Below are 19630 nucleotides of genomic sequence, written 5' to 3'. Positions count from 1 at the left end.
CCCCAGCAAGGACCGGCAGATTGCGGGCGTCTATATAGCAATTTGGCTGGAAGGCAAGGGTAACGCATGCTCCGGACAGCGTCCTGGCGTCGCAGGGTTGGAAAGACCAGGCATCAACTCGTATGCGGGGTACGACCGTTGATCGTTTCGGGGAAGAAGTCCGGAGCCGCCTTACGCTTGCCGAACATCATATCGTATTGCAGCAGGCGGAAATCGTTGATCGCCGGATCGATGTCCTTCTGCCGCGCCCAGTCCGCCGTGGCCTCACCTGACGGTGTCAAAAGCAGATTGCGATCCACGACGCGATAGCGTTCGCGCAGCGCGCCTAAGAAGCCGGTATAGTAGGGGTGCGTGATCCCGGCCGTGGTAAGGATATGGTAGGGCAGGAAGGCCGGGCTCACGGCGCCCATATCCTGCGCCGGACCGGTGCGGTTAGACCAGATGACCAGCGGCGTCTGATGATGCTCCAGTGCCGCCTCCGGCGTCGGTTCCTTGCGCGGCGCGACATTGTCTTTCAGGTAACCGGTTTCGACATAGACGGGGCCGAGCGGCGGCAGATGGTCGCCGAAGAAGGCGATGACCGTCGGCCGCTCGCGCTTCTTCGCCCATTCGATCAATCGTTCGAGGCCACGGTCGGCATCGGCGGAGCCTTCGGCGTAGCTGAGCAGCGATTCCCGCGCCCATGTGCTGATCGGCGCCGCGACCTTGTGGGTCGGATTGTAATAGCGGTACGGCTCGTAGGGACCGTGGTTCTGCAGGCTGACGGCGAAGAAGAACACCGGCCGCTCGCTGGCGTCGGCCTCTGCGATGATCTCGTCGGTCATCGAGGCATCGGAAGCCAGCGGCCCGCGCTTTTCCAGTGGCGGCAGCGTCTCTTCCGAGCGGAAATCGTTGAAGCCGAAATCGGCATAGACGGCGCCCCTGTTCCAGAACCAGTTGGTGCCCGGATGGATGGCGCGCGCCCGGTATCCCTCGCTTTTCAGGAAGGTCGCCAGCGACGGCGTCGGCGTGCGCACATATTGCTGATAGGGGATCGAGCCCGCCGGCAGGAAGGCATTGGAAAAGCCGGTCAGCGCCTCGAATTCGATGTTGGCGGTCATGCCGCCGAATTCCGGCGAGAACATATAGCCGGAACGCAGCGCCCGCACATTGGGGATCGGGTCAGGCGTGATTGTGACGCCGGGCAGCTTGGTCGGATCCCAGAAAGATTCGCTCATCACCACGATGATGTCGGGTTTCTCATCCGGTACCGAGGCCGCCACATCAGGCCTGTCGATCGCGTCGATCGCCTTGTCGGAATAGCCCGCCGGCGCCGAGACATGCGCCATCGGCACGTTGAGCGCGAAGGCCAGCGCAAACCCGTTGGAGGCGTAGTTCTCCTTCTGGTCCCACATGATCGGGATGATCTGCAGCCGGTCGCGGGTCCACGAGAAGGTGGCGTAGTCCATGATCGAGACGAAGAAGGCGAGCAGCGGCACTGCCAGCGTCAGCCGCGCCAGCCGCCCTTTGCGGCTGAGGATCGGAACCTTGCGGCGCCACAACCGCCAGCCATAGATCAGCAGCGACAGGCCGGCGACGATGCCGACCGCCATGGCGAGCGCCGTCCAGGGCCGCTCGCGCACCAGGAGCGGCATCAGTGCCATGATCTGGCGCGAATAAAGAAAATCGGTTGGGTAGAGCGGATCGCCGAGATAATGCGACTTCTGATGCCCGACAAAGGCCAGCGCCAGCGTCAGCGGCGCCACGATCATCAGGCTCTGGTGACTGCGGCCAAGCACGGCGTCCAGTCCCATCAGCACCAATGCAAAGACAATGATGGTGGTCCAGCCCGGCTTGAATGGCTGCAGGAAGAAGTCGACTGTGCCGAAGAAGTCGCCGCGCACGATCCATTCGATGGCGAACACCAGGATGGCGGAGGCAAGCAGCGTGACCAGACCGTAGCGGATGACCGGCCATCTGCGCCCCGGCAGGTAGCCGGTGGACGGATCGTCTTCCAAGAACTGTGGCGCTGGTACGGCCGCGCCCTTCCTGATCCTAGCCACGTCTCTTCCCCCGGCCCAAGCAACGCGCATTTCCACTCGCGCCACCGTTCTGTCATAGAACTGTCATGCAAAAGCTAGCGCCTGTGGCGAAAATAAGAAGAGCCAGCAAACGATTCGTGAGCGGTTTTCATCAGGTGTGATCGGCAAAAAGCCTTTGGGAACAGGGACTCGAGGTCAGCTCCGGTTCAAGCGAGAGCCGAAATGCCGCCTCCGGGCTTGACTTGGCGGTCCGCCTTGCGTCACAGGCAGGAAAAATCAGCCGCTGGAGAGCGCCCAAATGGCCGTCGCATTCACCTTTCCGGGACAGGGCAGCCAGGCTGTCGGCATGGGGAAGGACCTCGCCGACGCCTTCCCCGAGGCACGCAGGGTGTTCGAGGAAGTCGATGATGCGCTGGGCGAAAAGCTGTCGAAACTGATCTGGGAAGGCCCGGAAGAGGCGCTGACCCTGACTGCCAATGCCCAGCCGGCGCTGATGGCGGTCTCGCTGGCGGCGATCCGCTCGCTGGAAGCGCGCGGCTTTTCGCTGAAGGACAAGGTTGCCTACGTTGCCGGTCATTCGCTCGGCGAATATTCCGCCCTTGCCGCGGCCGGTTTCGTTTCGATCGCCGATGCCGCCCGGCTGCTGCGCATCCGCGGCAACGCCATGCAGGCGGCGGTGCCGGCCGGCGAGGGCGCCATGGCGGCGATCATCGGACTGGAACAGCCCGACGTCGAAGCCGCTTGCACCGAGGCCGCAACGGGATCCGGCAAAGTCTGCCAGATCGCCAACGACAATGGCGGCGGCCAGCTGGTGATCTCCGGCGCCAGGGCGGCGGTGGAACTCGCCGCGAAACTGTGCACCGAAAAGGGCGCGAAGCGGGCGCTGATGCTGCAGGTCTCGGCCCCCTTCCATTCGGCGCTGATGGCGCCGGCGGCCGATGTCATGCGCGAGGCGCTGGCCGGCGTGACCAAGAATGCACCGGTGGTGCCCGTCGTCTCCAACGTCACTGTAGTCCCGACCAGCGACCCCGACGAGATCGCGCGCCGCCTGGTCGAGCAGATCACCGGCCGCGTGCGCTGGCGCGAAACGGTGGAGTGGTTCGGCGCCAATGGCGTCGCCACGCTCTTTGAGATCGGCGCCGGCAAGGTGCTTTCCGGCCTGGCGCGGCGGATCAACCGCGACATCGCCACGTCAGCCGTCGGAACGCCGGCCGATGTCGAGGCGGCGCTGGCCGCGCTTGCATAATCCACTGGCGATTCAACCCCTCCCGTGGGAAGGGTGTTCTCTTAAGATCAGGAGACGAAAATGTTCGAACTGACCGGCCGCAAGGCGCTCGTCACCGGCGCATCCGGCGGCATTGGCGAGGCGATTGCCCGGGTGCTGCATGCGCAAGGCGCCATTGTCGGCCTGCACGGCACCCGCATCGAGAAACTGGAGACCCTGGCCGGCGAACTCGGCGACCGGGTAAAGCTGTTCCCGGCCAATCTTGCCGACCGTGACGAGGTCAAGGCGCTTGGTCAGAAGGCCGAAGCCGAACTCGAAGGCGTCGACATACTGGTCAACAATGCCGGCATCACCAAGGACGGCCTGTTCGTGCGCATGGCGGACGCGGATTGGGACAGCGTGCTGGAGGTGAACCTCACCGCCGTGTTCCGGCTGACCCGCGAGCTGACCCATCCGATGATGCGCCGCCGCCATGGCCGCATCATCAACATCACCTCGGTGGTCGGCGTCACCGGCAATCCTGGCCAGACCAATTATTGCGCCTCCAAGGCCGGCATGATCGGCTTTTCCAAGTCGCTGGCGCAGGAGATCGCCACCCGCAACATCACCGTCAACTGCGTCGCCCCGGGCTTTATCGAATCGGCCATGACCGACAAGCTCAACGACAAGCAGAAAGACGCGATAATGGCCGCGATCCCGACGCGCCGCATGGGCACGAGTGTTGAAGTGGGGTCGGCCGTCGCCTATCTCGCCTCCAACGAGGCAGCCTACGTCACCGGCCAGACCATCCATGTCAACGGCGGCATGGCCATGATCTGACGGGATACTGCCGGGTGATAAGAAGACATGGCCGGCTTGTGAAAAGAGACCATTTCGCCTTGGACCTCAGCCATTTTTCGTGTAATGCGGCCCGCAACCCGGCGGTTCGGGCAAAAACCGGTCCGGCATCGTTGCGTTTCCGGCAGGACCATCTTTCAGCTTGATTAGCGGCATTCTGCCCGCTAACGAAGACAGACAAACAAAAGACGAGGATGCCCCAAATGAGTGACACCGCAGAGCGCGTCAAGAAGATCGTCATCGAACATCTTGGCGTCGATGCCGACAAGGTGACGGAGCAGGCGAGCTTCATCGATGATCTGGGCGCGGACAGCCTCGACACGGTCGAACTCGTCATGGCCTTCGAAGAAGAGTTCGGCGTCGAGATCCCGGACGATGCGGCCGAGACCATCCTGACCGTCGGCGATGCCGTGAAGTACATCGACAAGGCTTCGGCCTGACACTATCCGCAGTCATCACCGGGGAGGACCTGCGATGAGGCGTGTCGTCGTCACGGGCCTTGGCCTGGTTTCGCCGTTCGGCATGGGCTTCGAGCACAGCTGGAAGGAACTTCTGACCGGCCGCAGCGCCGCCAAGCGCGTCACCGAGTTCGAAGTGGAAGATCTTGCCTGCAAGATAGCCCACGTCATTCCGCGCGGTGACGGCACCAACGGCACGCTCAATCCCGAAGCCGTGCTCGAGCCCAAGGAACTGCGCAAGATCGGCGACTTCATCCTTTACGGGATTGCGGCCGCCGACGAAGCGCTGAAGGATTCCGGCTGGGAGCCCAGCACCGAAGCCGAGCGCTGCGCCACCGGCGTCATGATCGGCTCCGGCATTGGCGGCCTCGAGGGCATCGCCGAGAACGCTATCATCCTGAAAGAGCGCGGACCGCGCCGTATCAGTCCATTCTTCATTCCCGGCAACATTATCAACCTGGTATCTGGCCAGGTATCGATCCGGCATGGGCTGAAAGGCCCCAACCACGCCGTCGTCACCGCCTGCTCGACCGGCGCGCACGCCATTGGCGATGCCGCCCGGCTGATCATCTTCGGCGATGCCGACGTGATGCTGGCCGGCGGCGCGGAATCGCCGGTGACCAGACTATCGCTTGCCGGCTTCGCTGCTTGCCGGGCACTGTCCACCGACCGCAACGACACGCCTGAGAAGGCCTCGCGTCCCTATGACCGCGACCGTGACGGCTTCGTCATGGGCGAGGGCGCCGGGGTCGTCGTGCTGGAAGAACTCGAACACGCCAAGGCGCGCGGCGCCAAGATCTATGCCGAGGTCACCGGCTACGGCCTGACCGGCGATGCCTATCACATCACTGCACCGGCCGAAGACGGCGACGGCGCCTTCCGCTGCATGACGGCGGCGCTGAACCGGGCCAAGCTGACGCCCGCCGACGTCGACTACATCAACGCGCACGGCACCTCGACCATGGCCGACACGATCGAACTCGGCGCCGTCGAGCGGCTGGTCGGCAACGCCGCCTCGAAAATCTCGATGTCATCGACCAAGTCGTCGATCGGCCATCTCCTGGGTGCCGCGGGCGCCGCCGAGGCGATCTTTTCGATCCTCGCTGTCAGAGACAACATCGCGCCAGCCACCATCAATCTTGACAACCCGGAACGCGAAACCGCGATCGATCTTGTTCCGAACACGCCACGGCATCGCCAGGTCGACGTGGCGCTGTCCAACTCCTTCGGCTTCGGCGGCACCAACGCTTCGCTGGTATTCCAGCGTTATACAGGCTGATTGCGGTATCGACCGGCGCGCCAGCGGTCTGTCGTCAATTTTGCCATATTCAAGCCTACTCTGCCGCTGGGGATTCGTCGCATCGGCCTGAAACCGAAGGCGCTTTTTTTAAAAGCACGATGCGTAGGCTTGAAATGTTAGGGCACGCTGTGCGTCCAATCGGGCGCATGGTCGCTCTAAGAGATCAGATGGTAGGGCGCTAATGAACACCAATCCGGGCGGCAGCGGACAATTCGGACAAAACCAGCAGACCGGCCCGATCGTGCCGAAGACCGCGGCCGAAGCTTTGCGCCCGGAAGCCGGCACACCACCACCAAAGCGCTCGCGCGCCTCGCGCAGCCAAGTCGTCGTGTTCATGAACTTCGTCATCTCCGCGGTGATGTTGATGATCCTCGCCGCCGGCGTTTCGCTCTATTTCGGCAAGCAGGCATTCAACGAACCGGGCCCGTCGGTGGCCGGCGACACCTTCCTGGTCAAGCCGAGCACCGGCGTCCAGGATATTGCCGACCAGCTCGAACGGCGTGGGCTGATCAGCGATGCCCGCATCTTCCGCATCGCCGTGCGGGTCTATGGCAATGATTCAGCGCTGAAGGCAGGCGAATACGAGATAAAGCCGCGCGCCTCCATGCGCGACATCATGGAGCTTCTGAAGAGCGGCAAGTCGGTGATGTATTCGCTGACCATTCCCGAGGGCCTGACGGTCGAGCAGGCGCTGCAGCGCATCGCCGAGCAGGATGCGCTGACCGGCGACATGCCGGCCGCCAAGCCGGCTGAGGGCAGCCTCGCCACCGACACGCTGCGCTTTACCCGCGGCGCCACGCGCCAACAGATGGTCGACAAGCTGCTCGCCGACCAGAAGAAGTTGGTCGACGAGGTCTGGCAGCGGCGCGCGCCCGACCTGCCTCTGGCCAATGTCGACGACTTCGTCACCTTGGCCTCGATCGTCGAAAAGGAAACCGGCCGGGGCGACGAGCGCTCGCGCGTTGCCGCCGTCTTCCTCAACCGTCTGGCCAAGGGCATGCGGCTGCAATCCGATCCGACCATCATTTACGGCCTGTTCGGCGGCAAGGGCAAACCCGCCGACCGGCCGATTTATCAATCTGACATCCAGAAACAGACGCCTTACAACACCTATCTGATCAACGGCCTGCCGCCGACGCCGATCGCCAATCCCGGCCGCGCCGCGCTCGAAGCCGTCGCCAACCCGTCGAAGACCGATGATCTCTATTTCGTCGCCGACGGCACCGGCGGCCACGTCTTTGCCACCACGCTTGCCGAGCACAATGAGAACGTTGCCCGCTACCGGGCACTGCAGAAGAAGCAGGCTGAAGACGCCGCCAAGGGCGCCAAGACTCCGGGCCAGACCGATGCGCCGGCGGATGGCGACGACAACGGTGACGCAAGTGGCGATGCCGCCGGTGACAGCGGTGATGCCGGCGGCGATACGGGTGCCGCCCAGTAGCAGGTCGGCGCTTTCAGACGGATCGACCTTAAGCAACGCGGACAGAGGCGGACGCGCTGCTGCTTGAACGAACAGCGCGGTTCGAAGCGTTTTCGGTCTTGCTCGGGTGCCTCTGCTTCTCGATTTCAGCCCTGCGAGATCGAAAACGACAGCGGAAATCAACATCTTGCCGGTATTGCGATTCTGACATTCGCGCCGCCCGTGATATCGAACGCATGCGCAATTTGTAGAATCGGACCATCAGGGAGACACGAGCCGCATCATGAATTTGCAGAGCATGACCGGATTTGCACGCACTGTTGCCGAACATGACGGCGCCTCGATCGCCTGGGAGGTCAAGTCGGTCAACGGCAAGAGCGTCGAGGTCAGGTTGCGGTTGCCGCAAGGTTTCGAGCGGCTCGAACCGACTGTGCGGCAGACGCTGCAGAAGCGCTTTTCGCGTGGCAATTTCCAAGCGACGCTGACCGTCGGCCGCGCCGCCGGCCAGCAGGCGCAGCCGGTGGTCAACGAAGCCTTCCTCAGGGATCTGGCGGGCTTGGCCAAGCGGCTGCAGGACCAGTTCGGTGTTGGTCCGGCAACTGCCGACGGTCTGCTTTCCCTGCGCGGCGTGCTCGATATCCCTGAAACCAGCGAAACCGAGGAGGTGCGGGCAGCACTCGACGCGTCAATCCTGTCCGCGCTGGAAACGGCGCTTACAGGTCTCGAGCAGGCACGCCAGAACGAGGGCGAAGCGCTGCGTTCGCTGCTTTCCGGCCATATCGACGCCATTGAGGCGCTGACGCTTCAAGCCGAGGCCGACCCGTCGCGCGAACCGGCGGCGATCCGCGAGCGGATCGCCGAACAGGTGCGGCTGCTGATGGATGCGTCGGCCAATCTCGATGCCGGCCGGCTGCACATGGAAGCGGCGTTCCTGGCCACCAAGGCCGATATCCGTGAAGAGATCGATCGGCTGAAGACGCATGTGGCGTCGGGCAGAGCGCTGCTGGCAAATGGCGGCGCCATCGGCCGCAAGCTCGATTTTCTGGCGCAGGAATTCAACCGCGAATCGAATACGCTGTGTTCCAAGTCGAACGCCGCCACTGTCACCGCCATCGGGCTGGAACTGAAGGCGGTGGTCGACCAGTTTCGCGAACAGGTCCAGAATCTGGAGTAAACCCGAATGGGTGGCAAGGAGCCGATGGTTGCCAGGGATCTCGGATCCCGCATTCGCCGCCGCGGGCTGATGCTGGTCCTGTCGTCGCCGTCGGGCGCCGGCAAGTCGACGATCGCGCGCAACCTGCTGGAAAGCGACGGCAGCCTGGAATTATCGGTCTCGGTCACTACCAGGCCACGCCGCGGCTCGGAGATCGAGGGCGTCCACTATCACTTCCGCACCACGCGCGAGTTCGAGCGGCTGCGCGATTCCGACGCATTGCTCGAATGGGCCGAGGTGCACGGCAATTGCTACGCGACGCCGCGCGAGCCGGCCGAACTGGCGCTGGCGCAGGGCCGTGACATGCTCTTCGACATCGACTGGCAAGGCGCCCAGCAGCTCAAGGAGAAGATGCGCGCCGACATCGTCTCGATCTTCATCCTGCCGCCGTCGATGAAGGAATTGAAGTCGCGCCTCAAGCGCCGCGCCGAGGACCAGGAGCACGTGATCGAGACCAGGCTGAAGAACGCCCGCAACGAGATCGAGCACTGGAAGGAATATGACTTTGTCATCGTCAACGACGATCTCGACCGCGCCTTCGCCGAAGTGCGTGGCATCGTGACGGCGGAAAGGCTGCGGCGCGACCGCCGGCCCGGGCTGTTCGATTTCGTCTCGGGGTTGCTGGACGAGAAGACGGAATAGGCAGCTGTCGTTCCGATGGCCGGCTGTCCCATGAAGGCGTCTTTGGCAAACGATCTGGCAATATGGACGCTGTGGGCATCTGTTACTGGCTGGCGATATCTTTTATGAGTTCTGCCAATGGGGTTTCCTCGCCGGCAAAGCTCTCAATCATCGCATTCAGGACGTTTTCGCGACCGAGCATATCGGCATTGAATGGGAATCCCGCATTCTCCATCAGCATTGCCAGAAAGGTAAGCTGCGTGCGGCCGTTGCCTTCGCGAAACGGGTGGACGGCATTGATTTCGGCCAAAACATGCGCGGCCCGAACGGCGAAGGCGTCGAGGTCGAGTTCGCAGAGATAATCACCGTCGGCGAGTTCGCCGAAAATTCTATGCATTTCCTGGTTGATATACTCAGGATAGCAGAACCAGTTGCCTCCCTTGCCGATGCGGATGGCGGGAACCTCTCCCGCCCATTCATAAACGTCCTGGAACAGGTGATGATGGACAGCCTTGTAGTGCTCGAAATCCAGACGGCCTGCGGGGATATGTTCGTCGGCCCTGGTCAGGAAAAGTGCCAACTCGAATTGATCGAGTTGGGCCTGGTCTTTGATATTCAGCCTGTTGCGGAGAACGGTCGTGCCTGGGTAGCACAGCGGATCATGTTCAGCGGCATAGACCACCTGCCGATCCTACTTCTTGCGGGTTACTTGGTCCTTGATAAGCGCCCTGCGCTCATCCCCGCTCAGGCCGCGCTCACGGCTTTCCTTCAGAATGAAGCCCATACGTTGCGATAGCTTCAAGCCTTCAACCGCGCTGATTTTTTCGCCCCTGCCGCTGGTCAGGACAAACTGGCCATTTTGGGTCGGCCGGAGGCTTGAGGTACTCTTTTTCATATGACGACAATATCACGCTCGGCGACTCACCGGAACTGCATGCCGCTATATGCTGCTTGTCGTCGCTGTCACACAGGATGCGATTTGGGTCCACGGCCGACCAGCGCCGCCGGTCAAACCGCGTTTGTCAGCCGCACGAATTCCTCGACGCTGAGCGTCTCCGCACGCCGGGTCGGATCGATGCCGGCGCGCGTCAGCAGTGCCTCGCCACCCAGGCTCTTCACGCTCTGCCGCAGCATTTTCCGGCGCTGGCCGAAAGCGGCTTCGGTGACGCGACCGAGTTTTTTCACGTCGGTTGACAAAGGGCTGGCGCGCGGCACCAGATGCACCACCGAGGACGTTACCTTGGGTGGCGGCGTGAACGCTTGCGGCGGCACGTCGAAGGCGATCCTCGCCTCGGTCCGCCAGCCCGCCAGCACGCCGAGCCGGCCATAAGCATCGCTGCCGGCACCGGCGACAATGCGCTCGGCCACCTCGCGCTGGAACATCAGCGTCATCGATTGATAGAAGGGTGGCCAGTCCGCCACGGTCAGCCAACGGATCAACAGCTCGGTGCCGATATTGTAGGGCAGGTTGGCGGCAATCCTCACCGGGCCGTCTTGTGACGCGGTCTTGGCAAGAGCGGCAAAATCCGTCTTCAGCGCATCGCCTCTGATCACCTCGAGCCGGCCCGGATAGTGGTTGGAGACCTCGGCCAAGGCCGCAAGGCAGCGTTCGTCGCGCTCGATGGCGACGACGCGGCCGGCACCGGCAGCGAGCAGCGCCCTGGTCAGCCCGCCGGGGCCGGGGCCGACCTCGATCACCGTGCTGTCGCTGAGGTTGCCGGCGACCCGCGCGATCTTGCCGGTCAAATTGAGGTCGAGCAGGAAATTCTGGCCAAGCGCCTTCTTTGCCTGCAGTCCATGGCGCTCGATCACCTCGCGCAGCGGCGGCAGCCCGTCAATGCTCATGAATTTGGCTCATGATTTTGGGCTCATGATTTTGGGCTCATGCAGCTGCGGGCTTTGCGCCGGTATCGGCCAGCCGGCGGGCCAGCTTCAGCGCCGCGATCAGGCTGTCGGGACGTGCGATGCCCTTGCCGGCGATGTCGAAGGCTGTGCCGTGATCGGGCGAGGTGCGGATGAACGGCAGGCCAAGCGTGACGTTGACGGCCTCGTCGAAGGCCAGCGCCTTGGCCGGGATCAACGCCTGGTCATGATACATGCAGACCGCCACGTCGTAGCCGGCGCGGGCGCGCGCATGAAACATCGTATCGGCCGGCAGCGGCCCGAAGGCATCGATGCCTTGCGCCCGCAACATGTCGACCGCAGGACGAATGATGCGCTCGTCCTCTGTCCCCATGGCGCCGCTTTCGCCGGCATGCGGATTGAGGCCGGCAAGCGCGAGCCTCGGCCTGGCGATGCCGAAACGGCGTGCAAGATCGCCGGCGGTGATGCGCGCGATGGCAACGATCAGCTCCGTCGTCAGCGTCTTCGGCACCTCGGCCAGCGCGATGTGGATGGTGACAGGAACGGTGCGCAATTCGGGGCCGGCGAGCAGCATCACCGGCGTCACCGTGCCGCCGGTGTGGAGCGAGGCCAGATGCGCCAGATATTCGGTGTGACCGGGAAAGCCGAAGCCGGCATCGTAAAGCGGCTTCTTCGCGATCGGACAGGTGACGACCGCGGCCGCGTCCCCGGCAAGGCAGTCGGCGACGGCGCGATCGATGGCCTCGATGATGCCGGCGGCATTGGCCGGGTCGGGCCGGCCGGGATCATCGGTGAAGTGGGCCGCCAGCGGCACCACGGGCAAGGCGTGTTGAAAGACACCAGCTGCTTGGGCCGGCACCGTCTCGGCGATTGCCACCGCCGCGCCGAGCCGGCGCGCCCGCGCGGCAATCAGCGCCGGATCGGCGAGAAGATAGAAGGGCGCGGCACCGGAACCGCGGGCGCTCTGCCACGCGGCAATGGCGATTTCCGGACCGACGCCGGATGGATCGCCGACGCTCAGCGCCAGCGGAAGCTCTGTCTCACGCACGGCTGGGCCGGTTCAGCGCGTAACGATCTTGGCTTTCGCCTTCAGCTCTTCGACATATTTGGCCGAGAGCTCGTCGGCGTTCTTGTCGCCGCTGCCTTCGCTCTGGAACACCATCTGGGCCGCCTTGTCGTCGGAAACCTCGCGCGACGAGCAGATGCCGATGAATTCAATGCCGCGATCGGTCTCGCGCACGGCCGTGGCGCCGCCCAGCTTGGTGGCCTTGATCTGCTCGGCCCAGTCCGGCGGCAGTTGCGGCGCCAGCAATCGGGGGAGGTCGCGAACGGTGACGTCGATCAGGCCCTTGGCGAATTCACGCGTGGTGTTGCAGCCATTGAAGCGGGCGCGCATGGCTTCAGCCTCGCGCTTGCGTTTGGCGAGTGTGGCACTGCGCTCGGCCTTCGGCACCACGAAGATCACCTGCTGCAGCATGTACTCGGTGGCGCTTGGCTTGGCGCCGCCTTTTTCGAGCATGCGCTTGACCAGATCCTGTTCGCTCACCTCCCCGCCGCCGCCGCTGTAGCGTGCGCTCAGCGCCTGGTTCCACGCCATCTGGGAGCGGATGAATTCCTTGAAATGCTCCTTGGTCACGCCGGTCTGCGCCATGACACCGTCGAGCTGCTTGAGCTGCATCTTGTTGCTCGAGGCAAAGCGCTGATAGGCAGCCTCTACCTGGGCGTCGGAGATGCGGATGCCGAGACGCCTGGCCTCCGCCATACGCAGCGTCTGGTCGATCATTTCCTGACCCGCGTCACCCTTCTTGCGCTGCAGTTTCAGGAAGGCAGCCCGGTGCGCGATGTCGCCGGTGGTGATCGGCATGTTGTTGACGACATACTTGATTTCACTGGCGAAGGCAGGCGGTACCATCATGGTGACAGAGACCGAGGTCGCCGCGAACAGGAGCGCGAATCCTGCCGAAAACAGGTATTTCCTCATCGAAAGCATCCCAATTCTAGCCCGGTTTTGGCCGATTCCAGCCCGATATTGGCGAAATCCGTGCCCACTTTATGCGGCAAAACGATGTCGTCAGCCGGCTCTACTGGATGGAGTCGATCGAGCTTTGGGACGAGCCGAAATCGCCGAGCGTGCGGAACGACAGGTTGAAGCCGACATTCTGCGACACTTCCTTGGTGTTGATGTCGCGTGATTCCGAGTACGTCATCAGGTAGGTGAAGCAGGAATCATTGTAGGCAAAGCCGACGCCGTCCTTGACCAGCACACTTTGTTGCAGGTCATAGGTGCCGGTGCCGAAGACGCGCCAGTTTTCGGCAAGGTGCGTCGAGGCGCCGAGCGTGACTTCGTGGCGGTCGGTGGTGAAACCATAGAGCGGCTGCGCCTGGATGAAGGCGTATTTGGCGCTCAGCGAAACCGGCAGGCCGGAATAGGCGGCCTTTACCTCGGCACGGCGAACTTCGAAGGTCTGCTCGTCGAAGCGGCCGCTGAGCGAACCGGAGAAGCCGCTCGGGCTGCTGAAGCCGACAAGGCCGACATAGTCGGAGGTTGAAGTCTCCAGGCCGGAATCGGCGCCCGCATTGACCAGATCCGGTGAATCGAACGAGTTGCGCCCGCCCAGCTGGTAGGATTGGCCAAAGATGGCGTTGGTGCCCCAGCCATTGTCGTAGGCGCCGGAATAGCGGAACCCGACATTGGCGCGGCTGCCGCCTTCGACGCGGTCGTAGCCGGAGAACTTGTCGCGCTCGAACAGCGTCGTGGCGTCGAAGACGAAGCTCTGTGCATCCTCGTTGGGAACGGCGAGCCCGCCGACATACTGCTCGTTCGGGCGCATGAAGACCTGCGCCATCGGCTCGACGATATGGCTGGAGCCGGTCATCGAGAACAGCACCGGCCAGCGCATTTCAAGTCCGGCGGTCGCCATGTACCGGGCGAAGGAAGACCGCATGTCGTCGGCGGCACCGACATTCGTTGCCATCTGGTTTACCGCAGTCAGCGAAGCCGAAGAAGCGTTGAGATAGTCGACGTCGCCCTGCAGAGCCAGAAGGGGCGTCAACTGCAATCCGCCGTCCGTGGTGAAGGTACGCTTCCATTCGGCCTCGGCGGTGAGGCGACCGGATTCGCCCTCGATGCCGCGCACGCGCTGGACGCCTGAGCCCGGCACATAGGGGGTAAAATAGGCCTGATCGAGATCGTCGCGGCGGATGATGCGCGCATTGACGTTGAACGACAGCTGGCCGCCGGCCACCGACATGTCGGGGATGTAGGCATAGTCGAGCGACGGCAACACCCAGGGCTGCTTGTCGCTGCGCGATGCGACGTTGCCGTCCGGTGTGTTCTCCTGAACCTGGAAGCGCATGGCGCGCACATCGAAATAATTGCGGTCGTTTAGGCCGGTCAGGTAGACCGACGATTGATGCACGGCGTCGTTGTAGCCTTCGATCGTATAGGTACGCGAAAAATTCTTGTCGGTCTGAAGCAGGATATCCCAGCCGAAGTCCCAGCGCGGATTGATGGCGAACTGGCCCTTGGTGCCCATCATGCCGCGGAACTTGTTCGGATCGCCTGCTGGCCCCGAATTGACATTGTAGCCGCCGGGGAAAGCCGCGAAATCACGGAAAGCGCCAGGGTCCTGCTGGTTGATTCCGGCAAGCTTCAGCGTGTATTGGCCATTGTTGAAGCGCTGGCGCCACTCGGCCTCGCCGAGGAAACCCTGCTTGGTGTAGCCGCTGCCGGTAACGGTGAGGTCGTAGGTCGGCGACAAAGCGAAGTAGTAGGGGACTTTGACGCCGACGCCGAGACGATTGTTGTAGCCGATGCTGGGGATCAGGAAGCCACTTTTGCGCTTGACCGTCGGGTCGGCGATCTCGAACGCCGGCAGATAAGCCAGCGGGAAGCCGAAGAATTCGAAATTCGCATTCTCGAAGCGAACCGTCTTCTTTTCGCCGTTCCAGATGATCTTCCTGGCTTTGATCCGCCAGGTCGGCGCCTTGTCCGGCTTGTCTTCGCAAGGCTCGCAGGCCGTATAGACGCCGTTGTGGAACGTCGTCAGCACGCCGCCCATGCGCTCGGCGCTTTCGGCGGCGAAATAGGCTTTTTCGGGCGTTTCGACGCGCAGCGCATTAACGAAACCGTCAGCGAAATCGTCGGTAATATCGATATGCTGCGAGTTGATCTTGGTGCCGTCGCTGTTGACGATCTCGACATTGCCGCTGGCAACCAGCCGCTTGGTGTTTCGATCATAGACGACGCGCTGGGCGACGAGCTTGTTGCCGCCATAGTCGATCTGGACGCCGCCGATGGCGGTGACCGTCTGGTTGTCGTTGTTATAGACGAGCGTGTCGGCCGCCAGCAGCATCTGGGAGCCGGAGGGAACTTTCGTTGCCACGTCGGTAACGTCCTGCGCCAGCGCAGGGGCCGTCAGCACGCTGCAGGCGAGCAGGCATGCCAAGGCGCTCGCCGAATAGAGGCGCGCCAAACCGGCCTGCCTATGGCTGCGCAAAGCCGCCTCCCTCACTAGCCGTCTTCCTTGTATAGCAGGAATGTCACCCCAAAGAACATAGCCACGACAACCGGAACCCATGCAGCCACGGCTGTGGGCACGAATCCCGCCACGCCGAATGCCTTGACCAATACCGAAACGACATAAAGCAGAAAGCCGGCGAGGACGCCACCCAGAATCATCGTTGCCGACTGCCCCATCCTCGCAAATCGCATTGAAACTGTTGCCGCAATCAGCGTCATGGCCACAAGCAGGAACGGTAACGCCACCAGCGAATCGAACTGCATGGCGAAGGCATTTGCCTTGAGGCCGAAGGAGCGGGCAACCTCAACCTTGCCGGGAAGGTCGTAAAACGGGATGGTCTCGGGGCGCGCCAGCCGTTCCTGCACGAATTCCGGCTTGAGGTTGGTCGGCAACTGGTCGGTCGTTTCGGAACGGATGTTGCCGTCCTTGAACACCTTGACGTCCTGCAATTCCCAGTAGCCGTCGCGCAGAAAGGCCCGCGCCGCGTCCTTGCGCTCGACGATATTGCCCTGCGGATCGAGGACGAAGAACACGGCGTCGGCCATTTCCAGGCCCTGGTTCAGGATGGCGCGGGCGCCGATGATGGTGTCGCCGGAGTTGGTTTTCTGGCGGATCCACGGCGTGGCATCGGCCGCCACCACGTTCGAATTGCCGGATCGCAGCTGGTTTTCCATCTGCTCCGACCATGAGAAGCCATGCGCGGCGATCGGATTGAGCACGCCGACCGACAATATGCCGAATAACAGCGCACCGATGCAGCAGGGCAACAGAAACTGCCAGGCCGACACTCCGGCCGATCGCGCAATCACCAGCTCGTATTTGCGGTTGAGCGACACCAGCGTCGCCATCGCCGAGAACAGGCCGACGAACGGCACCGTCTGCAGCATGATCATCGGCATCCTCAGCGCCGAGATCGCGACCGCCGTGCCGTAGGTGAAGCCCGGCAGGCCGGTGATGCGGCCGGACAGCTCGGTGAAGTCGATCAGGAACACCAGCGCCAGAAGGCCGATGAAGAACCAGATCGTGATCGACACGTAGCGAAAGAAGAAGTAGCGGCCCAGGGTCCAGCCCATCGTCAGGCTCCCTGGCCGGATGTGTAGCGCCGATTGAGGCGCAGCTTGAGCGCCGTCCAGCCATCGCTGACGCGGCCGGCGAAATTCGTCATCCAGTCGGCCCAGCTGCCGGGCAGTTCCATGCTTCGCGAGGTGACGATGAACCAGATGGCGACCGCCGAGGCGATGACCGGCACGCCATAGACCATATAGGCGTATTGCGGGATCTTGTCGGCCTTGCCGGCGGCAAAGAAGCCCAGCCAGCGCACGAACAGCGCAATGGCGATGGCTGTGATCAGCGGGTGGATGCGCGCCTCGCGGTGTGAGCGCGCATCGCCTGCGACCGCCAGCGCGATCAGCGCGAACACCAGCGAATAGGACCATTCGGAAAAGCGCTGGTCGAGCTCGGCCTTGTAGGCGCCGGGCCTGCGCTGGAAGATCTTGTCGTTCGGATCCGGGTTGAGCAGGTATTGCGTCGTTCGGTCCTTGGGCAGGAGCATGATATCGTTCGCCGCCGACATGAAGGCGGAAAGGTCGAAGGCGTAGGACGTGAAGCGGATAACCGACAGATCGCCGGTCAGCGTCTTGCGATGAATGACGCCGTCATTCATCATCAGCACCTTCTCATCACCCTTTTCGACGACGCTACCGCTCTTGGCATAATAGATCAGATTGGCGCCTTCCTCGCGCGAATCGGCCACGAAGATGCCGCCGAGCCGGTTGTCCGGCAGCCGCTCGCCTATCTGCAGGAACAGCCCGTCGTCGATCTTGCGGAACGTGCCTTCCTGGATGATCAGCGACAAGAGATCGGCGCGCGAGGACGCGATCAGCTGGCGGTTCTTCTGCCTGGCATAGGGTTCGACGCCATTGTCGACCGCGAAGGAAAAGACGCTGGCCGCCAGCGCGATCAGCAGGACCGGCCGCACAATCGTCCAGCGCGAGGCGCCGGCGGCGTTGATGACGGCCAATTCCGAATCGGAGTTCATGACGCTGAGCGTCTGGGCCACCGCCACCACCAGGGCGAATGGCACCACGATCGGGATGATGGTGGGGATGATGAGGCCCGCGACCTCGAAAAAAGTCAGCGCCGATTGGCCACTGTCGGTGACCAGGTCGATGCGGGCAAGCACCTGCGTCGTCCAGACAATGGCCAGCGTCCAGATCAGCGCAGCGAGAAACACCGCCAGTGCGCGACGCATGATGTAGCGTTCAACGACCTTCATGTAAGGCTTTTCTCGATTTGCCGAACGGCATCATGCCCGCCGACAAGGTAGTCGTCCGGCTGCGGCTGTACAACTGGGTGCGTTTGGCCATTTCTTTCAGGCGGTTCGATCCGATTCTCCGTCCCACATCGCCCGTCCCGCAGGCCGGAGTGTCGGCGGCAATGGATAAGAAAGGGAGAACATCGATGGTTAACAACAGGTTGCGGCAGGAAAGCGGAGCCGTGCCGCGACGAATCGTTATCGATTCCGCTGCGCATATGAGCCCTGATTCCGGCAAAGTCTTGCCAAATCAAGGAAAACGACCAAATGTCGCGCATCTTCCCTGAGAATGCATTTTTCCTGAAAATCTGAGCCGTTTCCCGAAAGCAGGACCTGATGACTTTGAGACCATTGATCGCCTTCGCCAAATTTGCCGCACCCAAAAAGGGCAGCATCTTCGTGCTGGCGGCCGACGATGGTGGTCTTGGCGAACCGGCAAAGGCCTGCGACCCCTCAGGAACGCTGGCGCGGGCGTTTCCGGTGGCGGAGTTTTCCGGAAAATTCGCCGGTGTCGTCGAAGTGCTGGCGCCGCAGGGAACATCGCTCGACCGACTGGTGGCGGTCGGCGCCGGCAAGGTCGCCGGCCTCGATGACTTTGCCTGGCTGAAGCTTGGCGGCACCGTCGCCGCGTCCCTGCGCAAGGCAGCGGAGGTGGCCGTCATCCTCGATGTGCCGGGCGCAAAGATTGGCGGCAGGCAAGCGGCGAACCTTGCCGCCGGCATCATTCTGCGCAGCTACTCCTTCGACAAATACAAGACCAGGAAAGACAAGGACGATGCCGAGCCGAAGAAACCGGTCAAGGTGACCATCCACACCGCCGATCCTGCCGCGGCGAAAAAGGCCTTCGCCGACGAGGTTGCGGTCATCGACGGCGTGCTTCTGGCGCGCGACCTTGTCAACGAACCGGCCAATACGCTCGGCCCGATCGAATTCGCCGCCCGCGCCAAGGAACTGGAAGCGCTCGGCGTCGAGGTCGAGATCCTCACCGAGAAGGAAATGAAGAAGCTCGGCATGGGCTCGCTCCTCGGTGTCGCGCAAGGCTCGCCACGCGGCGCCCGGATGGCTGTCATGCAATGGAAGGGCGGCAAGGCCAAGGACGCACCGGTCGCCTTCGTCGGCAAGGGCGTCACCTTCGACACCGGCGGCAATTCGATGAAACCGGCCTCCGGCATGGAAGACATGAAGGGCGACATGGGCGGCGCCGCGGCCGTCATCGGGCTCATTCAGGCGCTGGCCGCGCGCAAGGCCAAGGCCAATGTCGTCGGCATCGTCGGGCTGGTGGAAAATGCCGTCGACGGCCATGCCCAGCGCCCCGGCGACATCGTCACCTCGATGTCGGGTCAGACCATCGAGGTGCTCAACACCGATGCCGAAGGACGCCTCGTTCTGGCCGACGCGCTGTGGTATTGCAACGACCGCTTCCAGCCGAAATTCATGGTCAATCTGGCGACGCTGACCGGCGCCATCATGGTCGCGCTCGGCCAGCATTATGCCGGCCTGTTCTCCAACAATGACGAACTTTCGGACAGGTTGACGGCGGCCGGCCAGGCGAGTCAGGAGCGGCTGTGGCGCATGCCGCTTGGGCCCGAATACGACAAGCTGATCGATTCCAAGAACGCCGACATGAAGAACATCGGCGGCCGCTATGGCGGCGCCATCATCGCCGCGCAGTTCCTGCAGCGCTTCGTCAAGGAAACGCCGTGGGCGCATCTCGACATCGCCGGCACCGCGATGGGCTCTCCGCCGAGCGAGATCAACCAGTCCTGGGGCTCGGGTTTCGGCGTCAGGCTGCTCGACCGGCTGGTGCGCGACAATTACGAGGGATAAGGCAGGGA

The 19630-nt window shown here is 62.9% G+C and carries 18 protein-coding genes; 9 read left to right on the top strand and 9 right to left on the bottom strand.

Annotation, left to right across the window (positions count from 1 at the left end):
* Positions 1–113: 113 nt before the first annotated feature.
* Entirely contained in the window at positions 114–2072 is a 1959-nt protein-coding gene (locus NKL06_RS05420; RefSeq protein ID WP_031195194.1) for an LTA synthase family protein, read from the bottom strand.
* Between the two features lie 247 nt (positions 2073–2319).
* Here NKL06_RS05420 and fabD point away from each other — a divergent pair, with 247 nt between their 5' ends.
* The 7 genes from fabD to gmk all read left to right on the top strand — a co-directional run bounded on the left by fabD (position 2320) and on the right by gmk (position 9116).
* The gene (fabD, locus tag NKL06_RS05415) at positions 2320–3267 is read left to right on the top strand and encodes an ACP S-malonyltransferase (protein WP_023693967.1); all 948 of its coding nucleotides are present in this window, start codon (positions 2320–2322) and stop codon (positions 3265–3267) included.
* Positions 3268–3327: 60 nt separating this feature from the next.
* Complete coding sequence (gene fabG, locus NKL06_RS05410; protein ID WP_023693966.1) at positions 3328–4065, top strand: 3-oxoacyl-[acyl-carrier-protein] reductase; 738 nt, start codon at positions 3328–3330, stop codon at positions 4063–4065.
* Between the two features lie 221 nt (positions 4066–4286).
* Positions 4287–4523 carry an acyl carrier protein gene (locus NKL06_RS05405; protein WP_006203723.1) on the top strand — a complete coding sequence of 79 codons (237 nt, stop codon included), beginning with the start codon at positions 4287–4289 and terminating at the stop codon, positions 4521–4523.
* A gap of 34 nt (positions 4524–4557) precedes the next feature.
* Positions 4558–5820 carry a beta-ketoacyl-ACP synthase II gene (fabF, locus tag NKL06_RS05400; protein ID WP_023693965.1) on the top strand — a complete coding sequence of 421 codons (1263 nt, stop codon included), beginning with the start codon at positions 4558–4560 and terminating at the stop codon, positions 5818–5820.
* A 202-nt stretch (positions 5821–6022) separates the two neighbouring features.
* Positions 6023–7282 (top strand): endolytic transglycosylase MltG, encoded by a 1260-nt coding sequence (gene mltG, locus NKL06_RS05395; protein ID WP_023672727.1) that lies wholly within the window; start codon positions 6023–6025, stop codon positions 7280–7282.
* Positions 7283–7544: 262 nt separating this feature from the next.
* Positions 7545–8435: a YicC/YloC family endoribonuclease gene (locus NKL06_RS05390; protein WP_023685689.1), complete on the top strand. Its 891-nt coding sequence runs from the start codon at positions 7545–7547 to the stop codon at positions 8433–8435.
* Positions 8436–8441: 6 nt separating this feature from the next.
* The gene (gene gmk, locus NKL06_RS05385; RefSeq protein WP_023672729.1) at positions 8442–9116 is read left to right on the top strand and encodes a guanylate kinase; all 675 of its coding nucleotides are present in this window, start codon (positions 8442–8444) and stop codon (positions 9114–9116) included.
* 82 nt (positions 9117–9198) lie between these two features.
* On the opposite strand, the gene NKL06_RS05380 is transcribed toward gmk, so the two are convergent.
* The 8 genes from NKL06_RS05380 to lptF form a co-directional block, all read right to left on the bottom strand.
* Positions 9199–9777, bottom strand: a complete 579-nt coding sequence (locus tag NKL06_RS05380) for a Fic/DOC family protein (RefSeq protein WP_023693964.1) — start codon at positions 9775–9777, stop codon at positions 9199–9201.
* 9 nt (positions 9778–9786) lie between these two features.
* Positions 9787–9990, bottom strand: a complete 204-nt coding sequence (locus NKL06_RS05375; protein ID WP_023693963.1) for a hypothetical protein — start codon at positions 9988–9990, stop codon at positions 9787–9789.
* A gap of 113 nt (positions 9991–10103) precedes the next feature.
* Entirely contained in the window at positions 10104–10940 is an 837-nt protein-coding gene (gene rsmA, locus NKL06_RS05370) for a 16S rRNA (adenine(1518)-N(6)/adenine(1519)-N(6))-dimethyltransferase RsmA (RefSeq protein WP_023693962.1), read from the bottom strand.
* Between the two features lie 37 nt (positions 10941–10977).
* Entirely contained in the window at positions 10978–12006 is a 1029-nt protein-coding gene (pdxA, locus tag NKL06_RS05365) for a 4-hydroxythreonine-4-phosphate dehydrogenase PdxA (protein WP_031208685.1), read from the bottom strand.
* A gap of 12 nt (positions 12007–12018) precedes the next feature.
* A complete protein-coding gene (locus NKL06_RS05360; RefSeq protein ID WP_023693960.1) occupies positions 12019–12948 on the bottom strand; it encodes a peptidylprolyl isomerase in 930 nt (309 codons plus the stop codon).
* A gap of 91 nt (positions 12949–13039) precedes the next feature.
* Positions 13040–15472, bottom strand: a complete 2433-nt coding sequence (locus tag NKL06_RS05355; protein ID WP_023689106.1) for an LPS-assembly protein LptD — start codon at positions 15470–15472, stop codon at positions 13040–13042.
* Positions 15472–16554 (bottom strand): LPS export ABC transporter permease LptG, encoded by a 1083-nt coding sequence (gene lptG, locus NKL06_RS05350; protein ID WP_023672736.1) that lies wholly within the window; start codon positions 16552–16554, stop codon positions 15472–15474. Before lptG ends, NKL06_RS05355 begins: the two co-directional genes overlap by 1 nt.
* A gap of 2 nt (positions 16555–16556) precedes the next feature.
* A complete protein-coding gene (lptF, locus tag NKL06_RS05345) occupies positions 16557–17756 on the bottom strand; it encodes an LPS export ABC transporter permease LptF (protein ID WP_023672737.1) in 1200 nt (399 codons plus the stop codon).
* Positions 17757–17788: 32 nt separating this feature from the next.
* Between lptF and NKL06_RS05340 the strand changes: the two genes are divergently transcribed.
* Both NKL06_RS05340 and NKL06_RS05335 read left to right on the top strand, forming a co-directional pair.
* Entirely contained in the window at positions 17789–18082 is a 294-nt protein-coding gene (locus NKL06_RS05340) for a hypothetical protein (RefSeq protein ID WP_155923279.1), read from the top strand.
* 49 nt (positions 18083–18131) lie between these two features.
* Entirely contained in the window at positions 18132–19622 is a 1491-nt protein-coding gene (locus tag NKL06_RS05335; RefSeq protein ID WP_023689105.1) for a leucyl aminopeptidase, read from the top strand.
* Positions 19623–19630 lie beyond the last annotated feature (8 nt).

Origin of the sequence: Mesorhizobium sp. C268A, from assembly GCF_040324475.1 — a bacterium.
GTDB lineage: Bacteria > Pseudomonadota > Alphaproteobacteria > Rhizobiales > Rhizobiaceae > Mesorhizobium.
This window is presented reverse-complemented; position numbering and strand designations above follow the sequence as displayed.

Coding starts and splice junctions, on each gene's coding strand:
- NKL06_RS05420 (WP_031195194.1), bottom strand. CDS start 2,072: ATGCGCGTTGCTTGGGCCGGGGGAAGAGACGTGGCTAGGATCAGGAAG.
- fabD (WP_023693967.1), top strand. CDS start 2,320: ATGGCCGTCGCATTCACCTTTCCGGGACAGGGCAGCCAGGCTGTCGGC.
- fabG (WP_023693966.1), top strand. CDS start 3,328: ATGTTCGAACTGACCGGCCGCAAGGCGCTCGTCACCGGCGCATCCGGC.
- NKL06_RS05405 (WP_006203723.1), top strand. CDS start 4,287: ATGAGTGACACCGCAGAGCGCGTCAAGAAGATCGTCATCGAACATCTT.
- fabF (WP_023693965.1), top strand. CDS start 4,558: ATGAGGCGTGTCGTCGTCACGGGCCTTGGCCTGGTTTCGCCGTTCGGC.
- mltG (WP_023672727.1), top strand. CDS start 6,023: ATGAACACCAATCCGGGCGGCAGCGGACAATTCGGACAAAACCAGCAG.
- NKL06_RS05390 (WP_023685689.1), top strand. CDS start 7,545: ATGAATTTGCAGAGCATGACCGGATTTGCACGCACTGTTGCCGAACAT.
- gmk (WP_023672729.1), top strand. CDS start 8,442: ATGGGTGGCAAGGAGCCGATGGTTGCCAGGGATCTCGGATCCCGCATT.
- NKL06_RS05375 (WP_023693963.1), bottom strand. CDS start 9,990: ATGAAAAAGAGTACCTCAAGCCTCCGGCCGACCCAAAATGGCCAGTTT.
- rsmA (WP_023693962.1), bottom strand. CDS start 10,940: ATGAGCATTGACGGGCTGCCGCCGCTGCGCGAGGTGATCGAGCGCCAT.
- NKL06_RS05360 (WP_023693960.1), bottom strand. CDS start 12,948: ATGCTTTCGATGAGGAAATACCTGTTTTCGGCAGGATTCGCGCTCCTG.
- lptG (WP_023672736.1), bottom strand. CDS start 16,554: ATGGGCTGGACCCTGGGCCGCTACTTCTTCTTTCGCTACGTGTCGATC.
- lptF (WP_023672737.1), bottom strand. CDS start 17,756: ATGAAGGTCGTTGAACGCTACATCATGCGTCGCGCACTGGCGGTGTTT.
- NKL06_RS05340 (WP_155923279.1), top strand. CDS start 17,789: ATGCCCGCCGACAAGGTAGTCGTCCGGCTGCGGCTGTACAACTGGGTG.
- NKL06_RS05335 (WP_023689105.1), top strand. CDS start 18,132: ATGACTTTGAGACCATTGATCGCCTTCGCCAAATTTGCCGCACCCAAA.